The organism is Aeromonas sp. 600276 (genome assembly GCF_049175815.1).
GTDB classification, from domain to species: domain Bacteria; phylum Pseudomonadota; class Gammaproteobacteria; order Enterobacterales; family Aeromonadaceae; genus Aeromonas; species Aeromonas dhakensis.
This window is the reverse complement of the sequence record NZ_JAAKVU010000001.1, coordinates 294411-310096: the sequence shown is the minus strand read 5'-3', so window position 1 is coordinate 310096 and position 15686 is coordinate 294411. Positions and strand designations below refer to the sequence as shown.

14 protein-coding genes are annotated in these 15686 nt (G+C 63.7%); 5 read left to right on the top strand and 9 right to left on the bottom strand.

The window, feature by feature from the left end:
- Positions 1-21: 21 nt before the first annotated feature.
- The 3 genes from G5134_RS01465 to G5134_RS01455 form a co-directional block, all read right to left on the bottom strand.
- On the bottom strand, positions 22-2064 hold the full coding sequence (locus G5134_RS01465; RefSeq protein ID WP_025202305.1) for a TonB-dependent receptor: 2043 nt from the start codon (positions 2062-2064) through the stop codon (positions 22-24).
- A gap of 225 nt (positions 2065-2289) precedes the next feature.
- Complete coding sequence (locus tag G5134_RS01460) at positions 2290-3201, bottom strand: ABC transporter substrate-binding protein (RefSeq protein WP_123245768.1); 912 nt, start codon at positions 3199-3201, stop codon at positions 2290-2292.
- 117 nt (positions 3202-3318) lie between these two features.
- Positions 3319-4383 carry a porin gene (locus G5134_RS01455; RefSeq protein WP_139726485.1) on the bottom strand — a complete coding sequence of 355 codons (1065 nt, stop codon included), beginning with the start codon at positions 4381-4383 and terminating at the stop codon, positions 3319-3321.
- 219 nt (positions 4384-4602) lie between these two features.
- On the opposite strand from G5134_RS01455, the gene glpX reads away from it, so the two are divergent.
- Both glpX and G5134_RS01445 read left to right on the top strand, forming a co-directional pair.
- On the top strand, positions 4603-5613 hold the full coding sequence (gene glpX / locus G5134_RS01450) for a class II fructose-bisphosphatase (RefSeq protein WP_016349240.1): 1011 nt from the start codon (positions 4603-4605) through the stop codon (positions 5611-5613).
- Positions 5614-5781: 168 nt separating this feature from the next.
- Positions 5782-6033: a YkgJ family cysteine cluster protein gene (locus G5134_RS01445; protein WP_421231825.1), complete on the top strand. Its 252-nt coding sequence runs from the start codon at positions 5782-5784 to the stop codon at positions 6031-6033.
- Between the two features lie 167 nt (positions 6034-6200).
- Here G5134_RS01445 and G5134_RS01440 read toward each other — a convergent pair whose 3' ends face one another.
- Genes G5134_RS01440 through hemC form a run of 4 tightly spaced genes read right to left on the bottom strand, consistent with a single transcriptional unit; the run spans position 6201 to position 10158 of the window.
- Complete coding sequence (locus G5134_RS01440) at positions 6201-7364, bottom strand: heme biosynthesis HemY N-terminal domain-containing protein (RefSeq protein ID WP_187268668.1); 1164 nt, start codon at positions 7362-7364, stop codon at positions 6201-6203.
- Between the two features lie 10 nt (positions 7365-7374).
- A complete protein-coding gene (locus tag G5134_RS01435) occupies positions 7375-8451 on the bottom strand; it encodes a uroporphyrinogen-III C-methyltransferase (protein WP_065018406.1) in 1077 nt (358 codons plus the stop codon).
- Positions 8448-9182 carry a uroporphyrinogen-III synthase gene (locus G5134_RS01430; RefSeq protein ID WP_065018424.1) on the bottom strand — a complete coding sequence of 245 codons (735 nt, stop codon included), beginning with the start codon at positions 9180-9182 and terminating at the stop codon, positions 8448-8450. Before G5134_RS01430 ends, G5134_RS01435 begins: the two co-directional genes overlap by 4 nt.
- Positions 9183-9228: 46 nt before the next feature.
- The gene (hemC, locus tag G5134_RS01425) at positions 9229-10158 is read right to left on the bottom strand and encodes a hydroxymethylbilane synthase (protein WP_156559942.1); all 930 of its coding nucleotides are present in this window, start codon (positions 10156-10158) and stop codon (positions 9229-9231) included.
- 322 nt (positions 10159-10480) lie between these two features.
- Between hemC and G5134_RS01420 the strand changes: the two genes are divergently transcribed.
- Positions 10481-13015 (top strand): class I adenylate cyclase, encoded by a 2535-nt coding sequence (locus G5134_RS01420; RefSeq protein WP_065018404.1) that lies wholly within the window; start codon positions 10481-10483, stop codon positions 13013-13015.
- A gap of 124 nt (positions 13016-13139) precedes the next feature.
- Here the strand turns inward: G5134_RS01420 and G5134_RS01415 are convergent, their stop codons facing one another.
- Both G5134_RS01415 and cyaY read right to left on the bottom strand, forming a co-directional pair.
- Positions 13140-13793, bottom strand: a complete 654-nt coding sequence (locus G5134_RS01415; protein ID WP_017787392.1) for an alpha/beta hydrolase — start codon at positions 13791-13793, stop codon at positions 13140-13142.
- Positions 13790-14104, bottom strand: a complete 315-nt coding sequence (cyaY, locus tag G5134_RS01410; protein WP_005308252.1) for an iron donor protein CyaY — start codon at positions 14102-14104, stop codon at positions 13790-13792. Before cyaY ends, G5134_RS01415 begins: the two co-directional genes overlap by 4 nt.
- A gap of 73 nt (positions 14105-14177) precedes the next feature.
- Here cyaY and lptM point away from each other — a divergent pair, with 73 nt between their 5' ends.
- The gene (gene lptM / locus G5134_RS01405; protein ID WP_115599465.1) at positions 14178-14354 is read left to right on the top strand and encodes an LPS translocon maturation chaperone LptM; all 177 of its coding nucleotides are present in this window, start codon (positions 14178-14180) and stop codon (positions 14352-14354) included.
- A 20-nt stretch (positions 14355-14374) separates the two neighbouring features.
- A complete protein-coding gene (lysA, locus tag G5134_RS01400) occupies positions 14375-15625 on the top strand; it encodes a diaminopimelate decarboxylase (RefSeq protein WP_005308254.1) in 1251 nt (416 codons plus the stop codon).
- Positions 15626-15686: the final 61 nt, after the last annotated feature.

Sequence of the window (15686 nt, the reverse complement as noted above, 5' to 3'; positions counted from 1 at the left end):
GGGATCGGGAAAAGGGAGGGATCAGAAGCGGTAGGCGGCGCTCAGATGCAGCTGACGGGGTGTGCCCGGCATGATCTGGGAGGCGCTGGTGGCGCTGACGAAGTAGTCGTGATCGGTCAGGTTCTCCACGCTCAGCTGGGCTTCCCACTGTTGCCAGCGGTAGCCGGCCCGGGCGTCGAAGCGGGCGTAACCGGGCAGGGTGGTGGTGTTGGCGTTGTCGGCGAAGCGATCGCCCACCGCTGTCACCCCGGTCTCGCCGAACCAGCCCTGCTTGCCGCTCTGATAGCCGGCGAACAGCTCGCCGTTCTGGCGGGAGACGTTCATCGGCCGCTTGCCTTGCAGATCGGCGTCCGCCTTGACCTGCTCGGCATCCTGGATGGCGATACCGCCGCGCAGGTAGAGCTCGTCGGTCAGCTGGGCGCGGGCGCTCAGCTCGATCCCCTCGGTGCGCTGCAGACCGGTGAGGATCACCTTGGTGGGATCCAGCGGATCCTTGCTGCGCTTGTTGTACATCTCCAGTCGGTAGAGGGAGAGGGTGGTCGCCAGGCGGCCATCCAGCCAGTCGCTCTTCACGCCGCCCTCGTACAGCCGGGTGTGCTGAGGATCCAGGTTGTTGTTCTTGTCGCCCGGGGTGATGCCGATAAGCTCGCCGCCCACCGGGGTGAAGGTCTTGCTGTAGGAGGCGTAGAAGGCGTGCTCCTCGATCGGGTTCCACACCAGGCCCAGGCGCGGGCTTAGGCTGCTGACCGAGACGGTCTCCTCCTTGTTGAGGTCGTTGCGGCGGCTGGTGACGGTGAAGTCGTCGCGGCGCAGACCCGCCAGCAGGTGCCAGTCGCCCAGGCTGAGCTGATCCTGCACATAGAGGCCGTAGCCGCGCACCTTGTGGTTGGCGTCGCTGGACAGCTTCATGGCGCCGTCGTAGGTGGGCAGGGAGCCCGGATCATAGAGGTTGCCGGCCGGGATCGCGGTGGCGTTCTGGTAGAGCTTGGGGGTGCGCTCCTGCCAGTTCTGCTCGAAGCCCACCAGCAGGCGGTGCTCGACGGGGCCGGTCTGCAGCTGGCCTTCGACCTCGGTGTTGCTGATCAGGCTGTTGGCCTTGAGATCCTGTTGCCAGCGGGCGCGGGTCACCTTGTCACCCTTGACGCTGGTGACATAGGTGTTGTCGAACTGGCTGTCGAGGCTGGTGTAGCCCAGCTGCTGGCGCAGTTGCCACTGATCGTTGATGTCCCAGCTGAGGCGCGAACGGGTGGACTGGGCCACATCGTCGATGAAGTCGCGGCGGGTATCGCTGTAGACATACTCCTTGGGCACGTCGGCCGGGCGGCCGTTGACGCCGGGGATGCCGCGATCCGGGGTGCGGTCGTGCTCGTTGCGCTCGTACTGCAGCAGCCAGTTCAGCTTGTCGTTGATCTCCCAGTTGACGGAGGGGGCCAGCAGGGTGCGTTTGCTGGTCACGCCGTTGCGAAAGCTGTCCTTGTCTTCCTGGGCCAGGTTGAGGCGCACCTGCACCTGCTCACCCGCTTCACCGTTGAGGTCGGCGGCCAGCCGACGGCTGTCGAAGCTGCCGACCTGGGCGCTGACGCTGGACTCCAGCCCCTTCTGCGGTTTCTTGCTGACCCGGTTGACGATGCCGCCTGTGCTGCCACGGCCGTAGAGCACCGCCGCCGGTCCCTTGAGCACTTCGACCCGCTCGGTGTTGCCAAGGTCGCGGGTGTACTGCATGTCGTCGCGAAAACCGTCCAGATAGAAGTCGTTGCTGGCGCTGAAGCCGCGGATGTTGACCCCGTCGAAGCGGGTGTCACCGCTGGCGTTGACGCCGGGGATGCCGGTCAGGGCCTCGCTCAGGGTGGGCTGGCCGAAGGCGGTCAGCTCGCTCGCCTTGACGCTGTCGATGGCCTGCGGCACCAGCTTGGCCGGGGTGTTGGTACGGGTCGCGGTGGCGACCTCTTCATGTTGGCTGCGTTTGCCGACCACTGTCATGGTCTCGTCTTCGGCGTGTGCGCCGGCGCTCAGGGCCAGCAGGGCGACACTCAGCAGAGTGCGCGGGTGGTGAGGTGTGTGCATGTTGCGTGTTGACTCTTGAAGAAGCGACCTGATGGTCTGAACTTGTTGATTTATTTGTAATTATTTTGTTTTCTCTCATTTGAGAGGATGCTAATGATATTGATTTTCATTAGCTGTGCAATAGAAACATGTTTTGACGATGGGGCTGGGTATCGGATGACTCGCCTTGCCGGCAGGGGGCCCTGTCGGCAAGGTGACGGGAGGAGAGAAGAAGGGGAAAAGGGCTCAGTGGTCGGTGGCGGCGGGGGCGATCCCGGCCAGCTGCTTGCCCAGCACCAGCCGCGGCGCCGGGTCGGTCTGCAGCGGGATATCCTGCAGCGGGGTGCCCTGCAGGTTGCGGTGGATGATGTTGGCCGCCATCCGGCCGAGGGCCTGATAGCTGCTGATGGTGCCGATGGTGCAGCCGTGCTCCACATAGAGCTCGGCGCTGCAGATGGTGGGGATGCCCGCCTCGTTGAGGGCGGCCAGCAGCTCGGGGGCGATGGAGAGCAGGTAGCTGTCGGCGGCGAGAAACACGATGCTCTCTTTGGCGTCGCGCTGCAGCCGCTTGAGCTCGTTGGCCAGTCGCCGCTTGTCCGGTGCGATGCGCCAGGTGGTGAGTTCCCACTGGTAGCGCCGGGCCTCGCGCAGCAGCATCTCGCCGGTCAGCAGGGTGTTCTGCTCGCGCGGGTTGAACGGCAGCAGCAGCCCCTTGCTGGCGGGCAGATAGCGGCGGGCGTTGGCGAGCTGCAGCGCCATCGGCACCATGTTGCTGGTGCCGGCCACCATCCGGTTTTCCGTCTTGTCGTCGGACAGGAAACCGGCCCCGACGGGGTCGGACACTATGCTGAAAATCAGCGGCTTGCGGTTGCCCACCAGGCTCTTGACCATGGCCGTGGCGGTGGTACCGAAGCAGTAGATGTAGTCGTAATCGGCGAGGGAGGGCAGCAGCTGCTGGCGCAGCAGGGTGGCCAGCGCGGTTCTGTCCTGATTGGCGTTGAAGGTGACGAAGGTGGGGTGATGACCGAGCCGGTTGAGCTCGTCGCGAAAGCCGCGCTCGGCGTCCGTTTCGCCGCGCCACAACACCATGGCGATGGTCAGCGCCTGAACGGGCAGGGCGCAGAGCAGGCAGCAGCAGATGAGCAGGCGTAGCGGCATGATGATCTCCTCGTCTTGGCTCTGTTGAGCCTAGATCATGGAGGGCCGGGCGCGTCGGGGCGGACAAAAAAGAGCGCGCCGGCATCAGCCGGCGCGCGCAGAGCAGAGGGGCCCGACTTAGAAGTCGTAGCGGGCCGCCAGCTGGAAGTCATCCTTGACGTTGAGCTTGCCGCTCTCTTTGCTGTCGAGGTTGTTGATGCGGTACTCGCCGATGACGCGCAGGTTCTTGTTGAACTTGTACTGGGCGCCCAGGGTGTAGTAGTCGATGGAGTCGTAGTCGGCCTTGCCGGACTGCTCCACCTTCTGCTTGTTCCACAGCGCCATCAGGCCGAAGCCGTTCTCGAAGTTGTAGCCCAGCGCCCCTTCCCAGCCGGTGTGATCCTTGCCGGTGGCCAGGAAGTCACTGCCGTCCGCATAGCTCAGGGCGGCGTAGACTGCCTTGTTGTCGTACTTGGCGGAGAGCAGCCACAGCTTGGCATCCTCTTCCCCGTTCTTGTCGCGGATACCCACGTTGTAGGCGGTACCCAGCGCCAGGTTGAACGGGAAGGTGTAGGCCACGGCGGCGCCGTAGGCGGCATCGCTGTCCTTGCTGGTGGTCTCTTCGGTGTCACCGCCGTCGAACTTGTAGCTGGTATCGATCTGGAAGCCGTTGAACAGACCTGAGTATTTCAGCACGGAACCGGCGCGGTTGGTGGCGAAGGTGTCGGTCTTGGCGCCGAGGGCCTCGTTGCCGTAGCCGTCGGAGAGGGAAACGTCGGTCCAGTCGGCCAGGAAGCCCGGGGCCCCCTTCTGGCGACCGAAGGTGATGTTGCCCCAGTCGGCACCGACACCGGCGAACGCCAGACGGGTGCGCAGGTTGTCGGAGTTCTCGCTGATGGTCTTCTCGCTGTCGTTGATGTACATCTGCACTTCGTACTGGGCCAGCGCCTTCAGTTGGCTGTTGATCTGGCTGTCGACCTTGGCGCCGAAGCGGACGAACTGGTTGGCGCCCTGCTTGTCGCTGTACTCCTGGGTTCCGTTCGGATGGGTGCTGTCGACCCCTTCCTTCTTGTCACCGAAGAACTGGCCGGCGTAGATGCGGCCGTACAGATCCAGGGTGGTGGTGTCATTCTTGTAAACTTCAACGGCGTGAGCCTGGAAGGCCGCGGTGAGAGCCAGTGCCACTACAGTCAGCTTTTTCATCTTAATCCCTTGTGTTGCAAGCTTTGTTGTAAAAGACGGGGCCATGCTAGGCAGGGGGGATGACAGCGGGGTGACACTCTCGTGAAGTGTCGGTGGCGGTTTGATGTCAAATTGGTGAAAGGGCCGTGTTTTGTGTGACGAACCGCCACTTTTGCGCGCAAAGGTTTGCCCTTGTGGTAGAATGCCGCCCGTTTTCGAGCTCCAAAGGTTGGATATGCGATGAGACGTGAACTGGCAATCGAGTTTTCCCGAGTGACGGAAGCGGCTGCACTGGCTGGCTACAAGTGGCTCGGACGTGGTGACAAGAATATCGCCGATGGGGCGGCCGTTGCGGCCATGCGCCATATCCTCAATCAGATCCAGATCGATGGTGAGATTGTGATCGGCGAGGGTGAAATTGACGAAGCCCCCATGCTCTACATCGGCGAGAAGGTGGGTACGGGTCTGGGCGACGCGGTGGACATCGCGGTTGATCCCATCGAGGGTACCCGCATGACTGCCATGGGTCAGGCCAATGCCCTGGCCGTGCTGGCCGTCGGCGACAAGGGCTCCTTCCTCAAGGCCCCCGACATGTACATGGAGAAGCTGATCGTGGGTCCCAAGGCCAAGGGTGCCATCGACCTCGATCAGGCGCTCGAGCTGAACCTCAAAGCCGTGGCCAAGGCGCTCGGCAAGCCGCTCTCCCGCCTGACCGTGATCACCCTGGCCAAGCCGCGTCACGACAAGGCGATCAAGGAGATGCAGGGGCTGGGTGTGCGGGTGTTCGCCATTCCTGACGGCGACGTGGCGGCCTCCATCCTCACCTGTCTGCCGGACAGCGAAGTGGACATGCTGTATGGCATCGGCGGCGCGCCGGAAGGGGTGATCTCGGCGGCGGTGATCCGTGCGCTGGACGGCGACATGCAGGCCCGCCTGGTGCCCCGTCATCAGGTCAAGGGCGACAGCCCGGAAGTGCGTGCGCTGGGCGAGCAGGAGATTGCCCGCTGCGAGGCACTCGGCATCGACGTGAGCAAGGTGCTCAAGCTGGAAGACCTGGCCAAGAATGATAACGTCATCTTCTCGGCCACCGGCATCACCAAGGGGGATCTGCTGGACGGCATCACCAGCGACGGCGTCATGGCGACCACCGAGACCCTGCTGATCCGTGGCAAGTCGCGGACCATCCGCCGCATCAAGTCGATTCACTTCCTGGATCGCAAAGACAGCGTGGTACGCGACATCATCCTCTAATCAGGATGCGCGCGGGGCAACCTGCATGGTACCGCCTGAAAAGCCCGACGTTGTCGGGCTTTTTGTTGTCTGTTGGCAAGGGGACTATTTCATGGCAGGGCCGGGATAACAGTGAGGAAAATCCCCGCCCTTTGCTAAACTGGTTCGCCCTGCCGAGGAAAGCATTACATGGAATGTCGTCAAGGTTGCGGTGCCTGCTGCATCGCCCCCAGTATCAGCAGTGCCATTCCCGGCATGCCCGACGGCAAACCGGCCGGCGTGCCCTGCGTGCAGCTCGATGCGCACCTGGGCTGCAAGATCTTCGGCCAGCCCGAGCGGCCGGCGGTGTGCAGCGGTTTTCGTCCCATGCAGGACGTGTGCGGCTACCACAGGGAAGAGGCCATCTGGCTCATCGGTGAGCTGGAGCGACTGACGGCCTGACCCCTTGACCCTCTCCCTCAGGGAAAGGGTAGGGTGAGGGTGGTAGCTGGTTCCCCCTCATCCCCGACCCTTCTCCCGCGAGGGGAGAAGGGAAATCTGCCATTCGGAACAATCCCAATAAAAAGAGGCCGCAAATGCGGCCTCTTTCTGTTTCGCGACGAACTGCGTCAAACATCTGCCAGCTGCAATGCCTGGCGGTAGTACTCGTTGGCCTTGTTGGTGAGGCGGCGCTTGTCCATCACCTGACCGAGAGCGTGGTAGACGGCGGCGTTGGGCGCCTTCGCGACCTCCTGCTCCAGCAGGCGCTGGGCCTCGTCCAGCTGACCGGCCAGCAGGTAGACCTGGGCCAGCGCGGCGTCGACGCCCGGCTGATCCTGGATCTTCTGCAGCAGGGTCAGCAGGGGCTGGTAGCTGTCGAGCCTGAGCTTGGGCAGACGGGCCAGCAGCTGGGGCGAGACCTGCTTGCGCAGTGCATCCAGCCACAGCTCGGCCGCTTCATTGTCGGCCCCCAGCTGGCGCAGGCGATCGCCATAGGCGGCCAGCAGCTCGGGATCCTGGCGCAGCTTGCGCGGCAGCGCCTGCCACACCGGGCGCAGGGTATCGAGGGCGCCGCTGGCGGCGTCGAGGCGGCCACGCCAGGCCTGTTGCAGCAGATCCTCTTCCTGTTTGGGGGTCAGCTTGCCCACCTTGTGCAGCGCCGGAATGAGGTCGATGAGGGCGGTCCAGTCCTCGCGGGCCAGGTGCACCTGACGCAGCTGATCCAGCACCATGGGATGGCGCGGGTTGAGGGAGTAGACGGATTCCAGCATGGCCAGCGCGGTGTCGTACTGGCCCTGCTCGATCTGCAGCTGGGTCTGGGTCAGGGTCAGCGCCAGCTCGGCCTTGGGGTTCTCCTCCTGCGCCTTTTGCAGGTATTGGTCCCGGCGCACGTCATCGCCACGGGCCTGGGCTGCCTTGGCGGCGCTCAGGTAGTTGAGCAGCGGGGTGTCGCTGTTGCTGGCGCCCTTGAGCATCAGCTTCTCGGCCTGGCTGTAGTGCCCCTCGGCCATGGCCAGGGTGGCGGCCACGGTCTGCTGGTTGGCCTTGCGGCGCCGGCGCGAGCCATACCAGCCCAGCGTCTTGCGGCGCAGGCCGAATACCCGGCCCAGCACCCACTCGACAATGAGCAGGAGACCGTAGAACAGCACCGCCAGGATCACCGCGCTGGTGACCGAGGACTCCACCGTGTAGTTGCCCAGCGAGATCAGCACATAACCCTTGTTGCCGGAGGCCTGCGGGCCAAAGATGAGGCCGGCCACCATCACGGCCACCAGTACAATCAGACGAATCATGGTGCCCTCCTCAGTTGCTGGCCAGAATGCGCTGCAGGCGCTCGGTCAGCACCTCTTCCAGCATGGCCTGGGTCTTGAAGCGATCCGGGTAGTTGAACTGGATCTGCTCCCCCTTGAGCTTGTCCAGCTCGGACTGCATGTAGTGGGTGGCGCTGTTGTCGGTGTCAAAGTACTGGGTCAGCCAGCGTTGGGCCTTGTCCAGGCTGTCGTCATAGAGGGCCTGCTGCTCGCGGTAGACGGCGAGCTGGGCCTGCAGCAGCTTGGTCTTGAGATTCTCGCGCAGGAAGATCTCCTGCTGCGGGGAGAGCAGGGCCTCCACCGCGCCGTCGCGACGACGGATGGTGATGAAGTTTTCGGTGAACTTGACCCAGTTCTTCTTGAGGTTGCTCTCCCATTCGTCCGGGTTGGTGCTGACGGCCTGGTCGGGCTCGGCCTTGGCTTCCGGCATGCTGACGGTGGAGAGCGGCAGCAGCTCGATCTGATCGGAGAGGGCGGCCAGTTTCAGGGTCAGCCCCTCGCGGTCGATGCGCGGCATCCCCTTGAGCTGGGCGATGTCTTCGGCCAGCGCCTTGCGAATGGGCATCAGGCTGGGATCGTTGAGCGCCTTGATGCGCTCGTCTGCATTGCCGAGCAGGGTGATGGCGGAGACGAGATCGTGTTCCAGCCAGAGCTTGCGACCGGCCATCCGCACCAGGTATTCGGATTCGGCCAGCATCCAGTCGTTGGGGCGCTTGTCGTTGAGATCCAGCACCCGGGTCTGCAGACCCTTGAGCTCATCCTGCAGCAGTTGTTGCTGCTTGCCGAGGGCGGCCAGCTGTTCGCCATCCTTGCTGTTGCTCTGATCCAGTTTGGCCATGGCGTCAGCCAGCTGCTGCTTGAGGGCGCCAAGTTCGGCCTGCTGGGCCACCGCGTTCTGGTGGCCGTGCAGATAGAGTCCGCCGGTCAGGCCGAGGGCCAGCAGGATGGCGATACCGCCGAGCACTGCACCCGAACCGCCCTTCTTGTTGTTGCTGACCTGCTGGCCGGGTTGCTTGTTGTCGGCCACGGAGGCCGCGGCACTCGGCTGGACTTCTTGCTGTTCAGTCATTCCATCTTCCTCAGTTCCAGAGCGGCCGTCAGGGCCTGGTTGGATGCACCCTGGGCAATCGTGATATGGGTAAAGCCCGCCGCCGCGGCCATCTCGGCCACCCGCGGGCTGGGGACCACCAGCAGGCGGTCGTGCAGCCAGGGCTGCTGCCGGTCCGGGACCAGTTCCAGCAGCCGTTGCAGCAGTTCGCCACTGGTGACGAGCAGGCTGTCGAGCCCGGCCGCCTGCCAGTGGCGGGTCAATGCGTCCCCGTCCAGGGCGGGGTAGTGGCGCTCATAGGCCGCACAATAGTGCACCAGTGCGCCGCGTGAGGCCAGCGTCCGGGCGATGAGATCCCGGCCACCATTGCCGCGCAGGATCAGCACCCGCTTGCCGCTCACCTGTTGCAGGCCGGGCAGGGCCAGCAGCCCCTCGCTGCGCGGATCCTCCGGGCAGGCTGCCGTGATGCCGACGGCCGAAAAGGCGTCCGCGCTGGCCTGGCCGACTGCAAAGTAGTCAATATTTGGCCAGGTCTGACCAGTTTGCAACAGAAAATGATGAGTGAAATTAACTGCATGCATGCTGACGGCGATGACGATGTCGGCCTGGGGCAGCAGTTCGGGCAGGCGCTGCAGCTCGCCGCCCGCCACGGTTTCCAGCAGCGGGCAGCAGAGCGGTGCGTGGCCGTGCTGGCGCAGCAGTGCCACCAGTTCGGCGGCCTGGGCGGCCGGGCGCACCACCAGCGGGACCATCAGGGTTGGCTCCGGCATGGCGGCCATGCTTCGAACCGGCCCGCACTCATGCCCGGTAGACCTCGGCCAGGATGGCATCGGCACCATCGGCCAGCAGGCGCTGGGCCAGGGTGTGGCCGAGGGCCTCGCCGTCGGCCAGCGGGCCGCGGATCTCGTCGCGGATGACGCGGCTGCCATCCGGGCAGCCCACCAGGCCGCGCAGCCACACTTCCTCTCCCTCTACCAGGGCGTAGGCCCCGATGGGGACCTGACAGCCCCCCTGCAGGGCACGGTTCATGGCGCGCTCGGTCAGCACCCGGATCCGGGTCTCGGGGTGCTCGAGCGGGGCCAGCAGGGCGTGCAGCTCGTGATCGTCGAGGCGGCATTCGATACCGACCGCGCCCTGGCCGTTGGCGGGCAGGCTCTGTTCCGGCTCGATGAAGGCGGTGATGCGGTGCGCCATCTCCAGCCGTTTCAGGCCGGCGGCGGCCAGGATGATGGCGTCGTATTCACCGGCGTCCAGCTTGGCGAGACGGGTGTTGACGTTGCCGCGCAGGTCGCGAATGACCAGATCCGGGCGTGCTGCTCGCAGCTGGCACTGGCGACGCAGGCTGGAGGTGCCGACCACGGCGCCTTGCGGCAGCTCGTCAATGGCGGTGAAGCGGTTGGAGACGAAGGCATCGCGCGGATCTTCGCGCTCGCAGATGGTGTGCAGGCCGAGCCCCTCGGGGAACTCCACCGGCACGTCTTTCATGGAGTGCACGGCGATGTCGGCCCGTCCCTCCAGCATGGCCGTTTCCAGCTCCTTGACGAACAACCCCTTGCCGCCGACCTTGGCGAGCGGGGTATCCAGGATCTTGTCACCCTGAGTGCTCATGGGGACCAGCTCGACCTGCAACTCGGGGTACAGGGCTTCCAGCCGGTCTTTGACGAAGTTGGCCTGCCACATGGCCAGGGGGCTCTTGCGAGTGGCAATTTTCAGGGTTCGGGCTGCCATATCAATCAGTTGTTTCATCTTTAGAAGGAAAACGATCTTACCACCCTTTGCAGGGGCTTTCATGGCACAGCCGGCAAAAGCGGGGCCAAGCTCAAAAACAGCGGCTGAAAATGATTTTCATTAAACTAAAATGCAAGGTTAATTAATTGAAATTTAAAAAAATTATTGCTTTCCAATGATACTGTTTAGTGACTTGTCATAAATAATCCGGCGATTGTGTGCGGGCTTGTTTACCACCGCTGTTTGCATTGTTAACATGATCACACTTTTTTGACGTCTCCCCTTTTTGGTGCGTCATTTATCACCTCGTATAGGCAGGGCATTGCTGGTAAAACTCGACACGCTGGTGGCGCGCTACGACGACATCAATCGTCTCAAGACGCAGCGGGCGTTAGGTCTCATGAGTCGCTACGGGCAGCAGGTCTTCCAGCTGTTACCCGTCATGCTGCACTTCAATCACCCCCTGCTGCCCGGTTATGTGGCGGGGGATGTGCCGCACGGCATCTGGAGTTTTACCGCCAACGACGCCCAGCAGGCTTTCATCGAGGATCTCTGCCAGAACGCCAACTGCCAGAACGGCCTCACCACCCATGACAAGTCGATCCAGGGGCTCTACTCCATGGGCAGCACCTCGTCCATCGGTCAGTGCTGCCACTCGGATCTCGACATCTGGGTCTGCCACGTGGCCGGTCTGTCGCAGGAGCGGCTCGCGCTGCTTGATCTCAAGTGTCAGCAACTCTCCAAGTGGGCCGAGCAGCGGGGGGTCGATCTCAACTTCTTCCTGATCCCCGAGGACAAGTTCCGCCAGCGCAACGACGCCCAGATGCAGGGGGAGAGCTGCGGCAGCGCCCAGCACCTGCTGCTGCTCGACGAGTTCTACCGCAGCGCCATGCACATCGCCGGCAAGCGGCTGCTCTGGTATCTGGTGCCTGCCGAGTATGACGATCACTACGACGACTACGTCAACGGCCTGTTCGCCCACGGCAAGCTGAGCCAGGATGACTGGCTCGATCTGGGGGGCTTCAACCGCATTCCGGCCGAGGAGTATTTCGGCTCTGCCCTCTGGCAGCTCTACAAGGGCATCGACTCCCCCTACAAAGCAGTGCTCAAGTCGGTGCTGATGGAGGCCTACTCCCACGAGTACCCCAACACCCGCCTGCTGTCGGTGACCAGCCGCGACTGGTTCCAGCACAACGAGGGGATGCACTACCGGCTCGACAACTACTGCCTGATGCTGGACAAGGTGACCAACTACCTCAAGTCCATCGGCGACATGCAGCGGCTCGATCTGGTGCGCCGCTGTTTCTATCTGAAGGTGTGCGACGGCCTCAGCCATCCGAAAGAGGATCACTCCCCGGCCTGGCGCCGCGAGCTGATGACCCAGCTGGTGGACTACTGGGGCTGGAGCCGGGAGCGGCTGCAGCATCTGGATCACCGCCAGGAGTGGAAGGTGGAGGACGTCAAGGTGGCCTACGCTGAGCTGCTGGAGGCCCTGATGCAGAGCTACCGCAACCTCATCCAGTTTGCCCGGCGCAACAACATCAGCGAGTCCATCAACCCGGAAGACATCGGCATACTGTCGCGCAAGCTCTATGCCGCGTTCGAGAGCCTGCCGGGCAAGGTGCAGCGCATCAACCTCAAGATAGCGCCGGACTTGAGCGAGCCGGATCTCAGCTTCGTGCAGGTGCCGCACGGCCGTCTGAACCGCGCCGGCTGGTATCTCTACAAGCATTCGCTGGAGCCGGTGGACATCATCGGTCGGGCGCCGCTCGAATATAACGGCTACATCAGCAAGCTGGTCTCCTGGGCCTACTTCAATGGCCTGCTGACGCCCCAGTCCCGGGTGCACCTGTTCAACCAGGGCTCGGATCTGCACATCGACAACCTGCACCAGTTCTGTCGCGATCTCTCCGGCACCTTCCCGGTCAAGTATCCCCGTGCCACCAACCTGGCGCTGAGCCGGCCGTGCGAAATTCGCCAGCTCTCCATCTTCCTCAACCTGGAGACGGATCCGACCAGCCACTGGGTGGGTCAGGTGATCGAATTCGACGCCAACGCCGCCGACGTCTTCTCGTTCGGCCGCAACCTGGAGTGTCTGGTAGGGTCGGTGGATCTGGTCTATCGCAACTCCTGGAGCGAGATCCGTACCCTCCACTTCCAGGGGGATGAAGCCGTGGTAGACGCCCTCACCACCATACTCGGCAAGATGCATCAGGATGCCGTCGCCCCCGAGATGATCGAGGTGTTCTGCTACAGCCAGCACTTCCGCTCCCTGGTGCGCAGCCGCTTCCAGCAGCTGGTGGCCGAGTGCATCGAGCTGCGTCTGGCCCGCGACAAGCAGCAGCTGGTCAAGACGCTGGCGCTCGGCAAGGAGAAGTACGGCATCTTCTTCGAGCGGCGCGGGGTGTCGGTCAAGAAGCTGGAGAACGCGGTCGACTTCTACCGCCACATCTCCCACAACAAGCTGGATCACCTGCCGCTGCGGCTCGACAAGACCCACAGCCAGCACCTGCCCGGCATCGTCGACGCCTACGCCAGCGAGGGGCTGGTGCAGTTCTTCTTCGATACCCGGGACGCGGGCACCAACATCTATATCCTGGACGAGGCGAACCGGGTGGAGATCTACCAGCACTTCGCCGGCAACAAGGATGAGCTGGTGCAGGGGGTGAACCGCTTCTACACCTCCAGCCACGAGCGCTTCAGCGACGCGGGCCAGTTCAGCAACTTCAACCTGCCCCAGTACTACGAGATAGTGCAGATCAATGGCGAGCTGGAGGTGATCCCCTACCGCAGCCAGGGTCAGCTGCGCGATGGCGGTCAGGGGCGTGAGCTCGGTTCCGCCGCTGGCGCGGGGTAGGGCAGGGGCCGGTCCGGCGTGCGCGCAAGCGCCCTGGTCTAGGCCCCCTGCTGCACAGGATCATCGCCCATATCGAATGAAAACGGCCTGCATCTGCAGGCCGTTTGGCTATTCGGGAACTGGCTCAGCCCGCGAGGCGGGCCAGCAGCCACTGGCGGATGTCGTCGAGCTGCGGGCGGCAGATCTCGTGGCGCATGGGGTACTCGTGCCACTCGGGGGAGAGCCCGGCCGCTTCCAGCCGGTTCTTGGCGTCCCAGCCCATGGAGAGGCTCACCACGTCGTCATAGATGCCATGCATGTAGCAGATGGGCAGGTCGCGAGCGGCCTCGCTCATCTCGCCAAGCAGGGCGTCGGGCGCCGCCAGGTAGGTGGACATGCAGAGCAGGCCCGCCAGTTGCTGCGGCAGGCGCAGGGCGGTGAAGGAGGCAATCACGCCCCCCTGGGAGAAGCCGGCCAGCACGATGCGCTCGGGGGCGAAGCCCTCGGCCACCAGTTGCTCGATCAGCGCGGCGATGCGGGCCGCAGACTCCCTGACGTGGGACTCCACGGCGCGATCCGCCGGATCCTCGAAGCTTCTGATGTCGTACCAGCCGCGCATCTTGTAGCCCATGTTGATGGTGATGGGCCGCTCGGGCGCATCGGGCAGCAGGTGACGCACCGGCAGGTCGGCGGGCAGGGCCAGCGCATCCACCAAGGGGGCCAGGCCGGCGCCGGAATCCCCCAGCCCGTGCAGCCAGATCACCGCATGACGGGCATCGGCAGGGTGCAGGTCGATCATGGGAACTGGACGGGCTCGCCCGCCTGGGAGCTACAGGCCTGGCTCAGCAGGGTCTTGAGCTCGTGGCCGAAGCGGTTGTCGATCCAGCTCTCCCCTTGCAGCTCGAAGTGGAAGCCGTTCTCGCGGGTGGCGACCCAGATCTGGTGCAGGGGCTCCTGCTTGTTGATGATGACCTTGGTCTTGTTCTCGAAGCTCAGGGTCAAGACCCCGCCAGCGCGTTCGCAGTCGATATCCGGATACCCCTCGTCGATGGTGTCTTCCACATACTGGAAAAAGGCGTCGGTCAGGGCGTGATACTCGTGATCCTTCATCGGTTTATCCTGTTGCTTTTAACAATGTGAGTGCGATTATAGAGGGCCAAAAATTTTTTCGCAGCGAACCATTATGATTACCCAGCTTACCAAGTGTCTGCTTGCCACTCTTCTGTCTCTTGGTTTGGCCGCGTGTGGCCTGACGGGACCGCTCTACATGCCACCCCCCGAGCAGCCCCAGACCCAGAGTACACCGCAAGCACAGACGCCTGCGACCGCCGAGGCAGCCCCAGAGGCCGCGCCGCACTAATTTAGGAAGGAACCGCCCCCTTGGATCACTTTAACTACGACGCCGACGGCCAGCTTCAGGCCGAACACACCTCGCTGCAACAACTTGCCGAGCAGTATGGCACCCCGCTGTACGTCTACTCCCGCGCTACCCTGGAACGCCACTGGCACGCCTTCGACAAGGCGGCGGGCGACATCCCCCATCTGATCTGCTACGCGGTCAAGGCCAACTCCAACCTGGCGCTGCTCAACCTGCTGGCCCGCCTGGGTTCAGGTTTTGACATCGTCTCCGGCGGCGAGCTGTCGCGGGTGCTGGCGGCGGGCGGCGATCCGGCCAAGGTGGTCTTCTCCGGCGTCGCCAAGAGCGAGGCCGAGATGCGCCTCGCACTGGATAAAGAGATCCTCTGCTTCAACCTGGAGTCGGAAGCCGAACTGGAGCGTCTGAACCGGGTGGCGGGCAGCATGGGCAAGAAGGCCCGGGTCTCGGTGCGGGTCAACCCCGACATCGACGCCGGTACTCATCCCTATATCTCCACCGGCCTCAAGCAGAACAAGTTCGGCATCCCCATCGAGCTGGCGCCCGCCATCTACCGCAAGGCGGCGGCCATGGCCAACATCGAGATCGTCGGGGTGGATTGCCATATCGGCTCGCAACTCACTGAATTGAATCCCTTCATGGAGGCGGCTGACAAGCTGCTGCGGCTGATCGACGGCCTGGCGGCGGAAGGCATCCACATCCACCACCTGGACGTGGGCGGGGGCCTGGGGGTCAACTATGGCGCCGAACAGCCACCCCATCCCAGCGAATATGCCGAGGCGCTCAAGCAGAAGCTGGCGGGCCGGGATCTGACCCTGCTGTTCGAGCCGGGCCGTGCCATCGTCGCCAACGCCGGCGTGCTGCTGACCCGGGTCGAGTACCTCAAGCCGGGCGAGAGCCGCAACTTCGCCCTGATTGACGCCGGTATGAACGATCTGCTGCGCCCCTCGCTCTACGGCGCCTGGATGAACATCATCGAGGTGGACAGCCGCGCGAGCCACGAGCAGGCGGTTTACGACGTGGTCGGCCCGGTGTGCGAGACCGGCGACTTCCTCGGCAAGGAGCGCACTCTGGCGATCGCCGAGGGATCCTTGCTGGCGGTGCGTTCCGCCGGTGCCTACGGCTTTACCATGTCCTCCAACTACAACACCCGTCCGCGCGCCGCCGAAGTGCTGGTGGACGGGGCGCAGTCGTTCCTCATCAGAGAGCGCGAGCAGTTGGCGGATCTCTGGCGCGGTGAGCACTTGCTGCCCTGATGGTTGATGGATTTCTCTAAGCGTTCCTCCGGGTGAGAGCGTGAACAAGGGTACAGGAACG

What these genes read in the sequence shown, in the direction of transcription:
- G5134_RS01465 (WP_025202305.1), bottom strand. Translation starts at nt 2,064, where the DNA reads ATGCACACACCTCACCACCCGCGCACTCTGCTGAGTGTCGCCCTGCTG.
- G5134_RS01460 (WP_123245768.1), bottom strand. Translation starts at nt 3,201, where the DNA reads ATGCCGCTACGCCTGCTCATCTGCTGCTGCCTGCTCTGCGCCCTGCCC.
- G5134_RS01455 (WP_139726485.1), bottom strand. Translation starts at nt 4,383, where the DNA reads ATGAAAAAGCTGACTGTAGTGGCACTGGCTCTCACCGCGGCCTTCCAG.
- glpX (WP_016349240.1), top strand. Translation starts at nt 4,603, where the DNA reads ATGAGACGTGAACTGGCAATCGAGTTTTCCCGAGTGACGGAAGCGGCT.
- G5134_RS01445 (WP_421231825.1), top strand. Translation starts at nt 5,782, where the DNA reads ATGGAATGTCGTCAAGGTTGCGGTGCCTGCTGCATCGCCCCCAGTATC.
- G5134_RS01440 (WP_187268668.1), bottom strand. Translation starts at nt 7,364, where the DNA reads ATGATTCGTCTGATTGTACTGGTGGCCGTGATGGTGGCCGGCCTCATC.
- G5134_RS01435 (WP_065018406.1), bottom strand. Translation starts at nt 8,451, where the DNA reads ATGACTGAACAGCAAGAAGTCCAGCCGAGTGCCGCGGCCTCCGTGGCC.
- G5134_RS01430 (WP_065018424.1), bottom strand. Translation starts at nt 9,182, where the DNA reads ATGGTCCCGCTGGTGGTGCGCCCGGCCGCCCAGGCCGCCGAACTGGTG.
- hemC (WP_156559942.1), bottom strand. Translation starts at nt 10,158, where the DNA reads ATGGCAGCCCGAACCCTGAAAATTGCCACTCGCAAGAGCCCCCTGGCC.
- G5134_RS01415 (WP_017787392.1), bottom strand. Translation starts at nt 13,793, where the DNA reads ATGATCGACCTGCACCCTGCCGATGCCCGTCATGCGGTGATCTGGCTG.
- cyaY (WP_005308252.1), bottom strand. Translation starts at nt 14,104, where the DNA reads ATGAAGGATCACGAGTATCACGCCCTGACCGACGCCTTTTTCCAGTAT.
- lptM (WP_115599465.1), top strand. Translation starts at nt 14,178, where the DNA reads ATGATTACCCAGCTTACCAAGTGTCTGCTTGCCACTCTTCTGTCTCTT.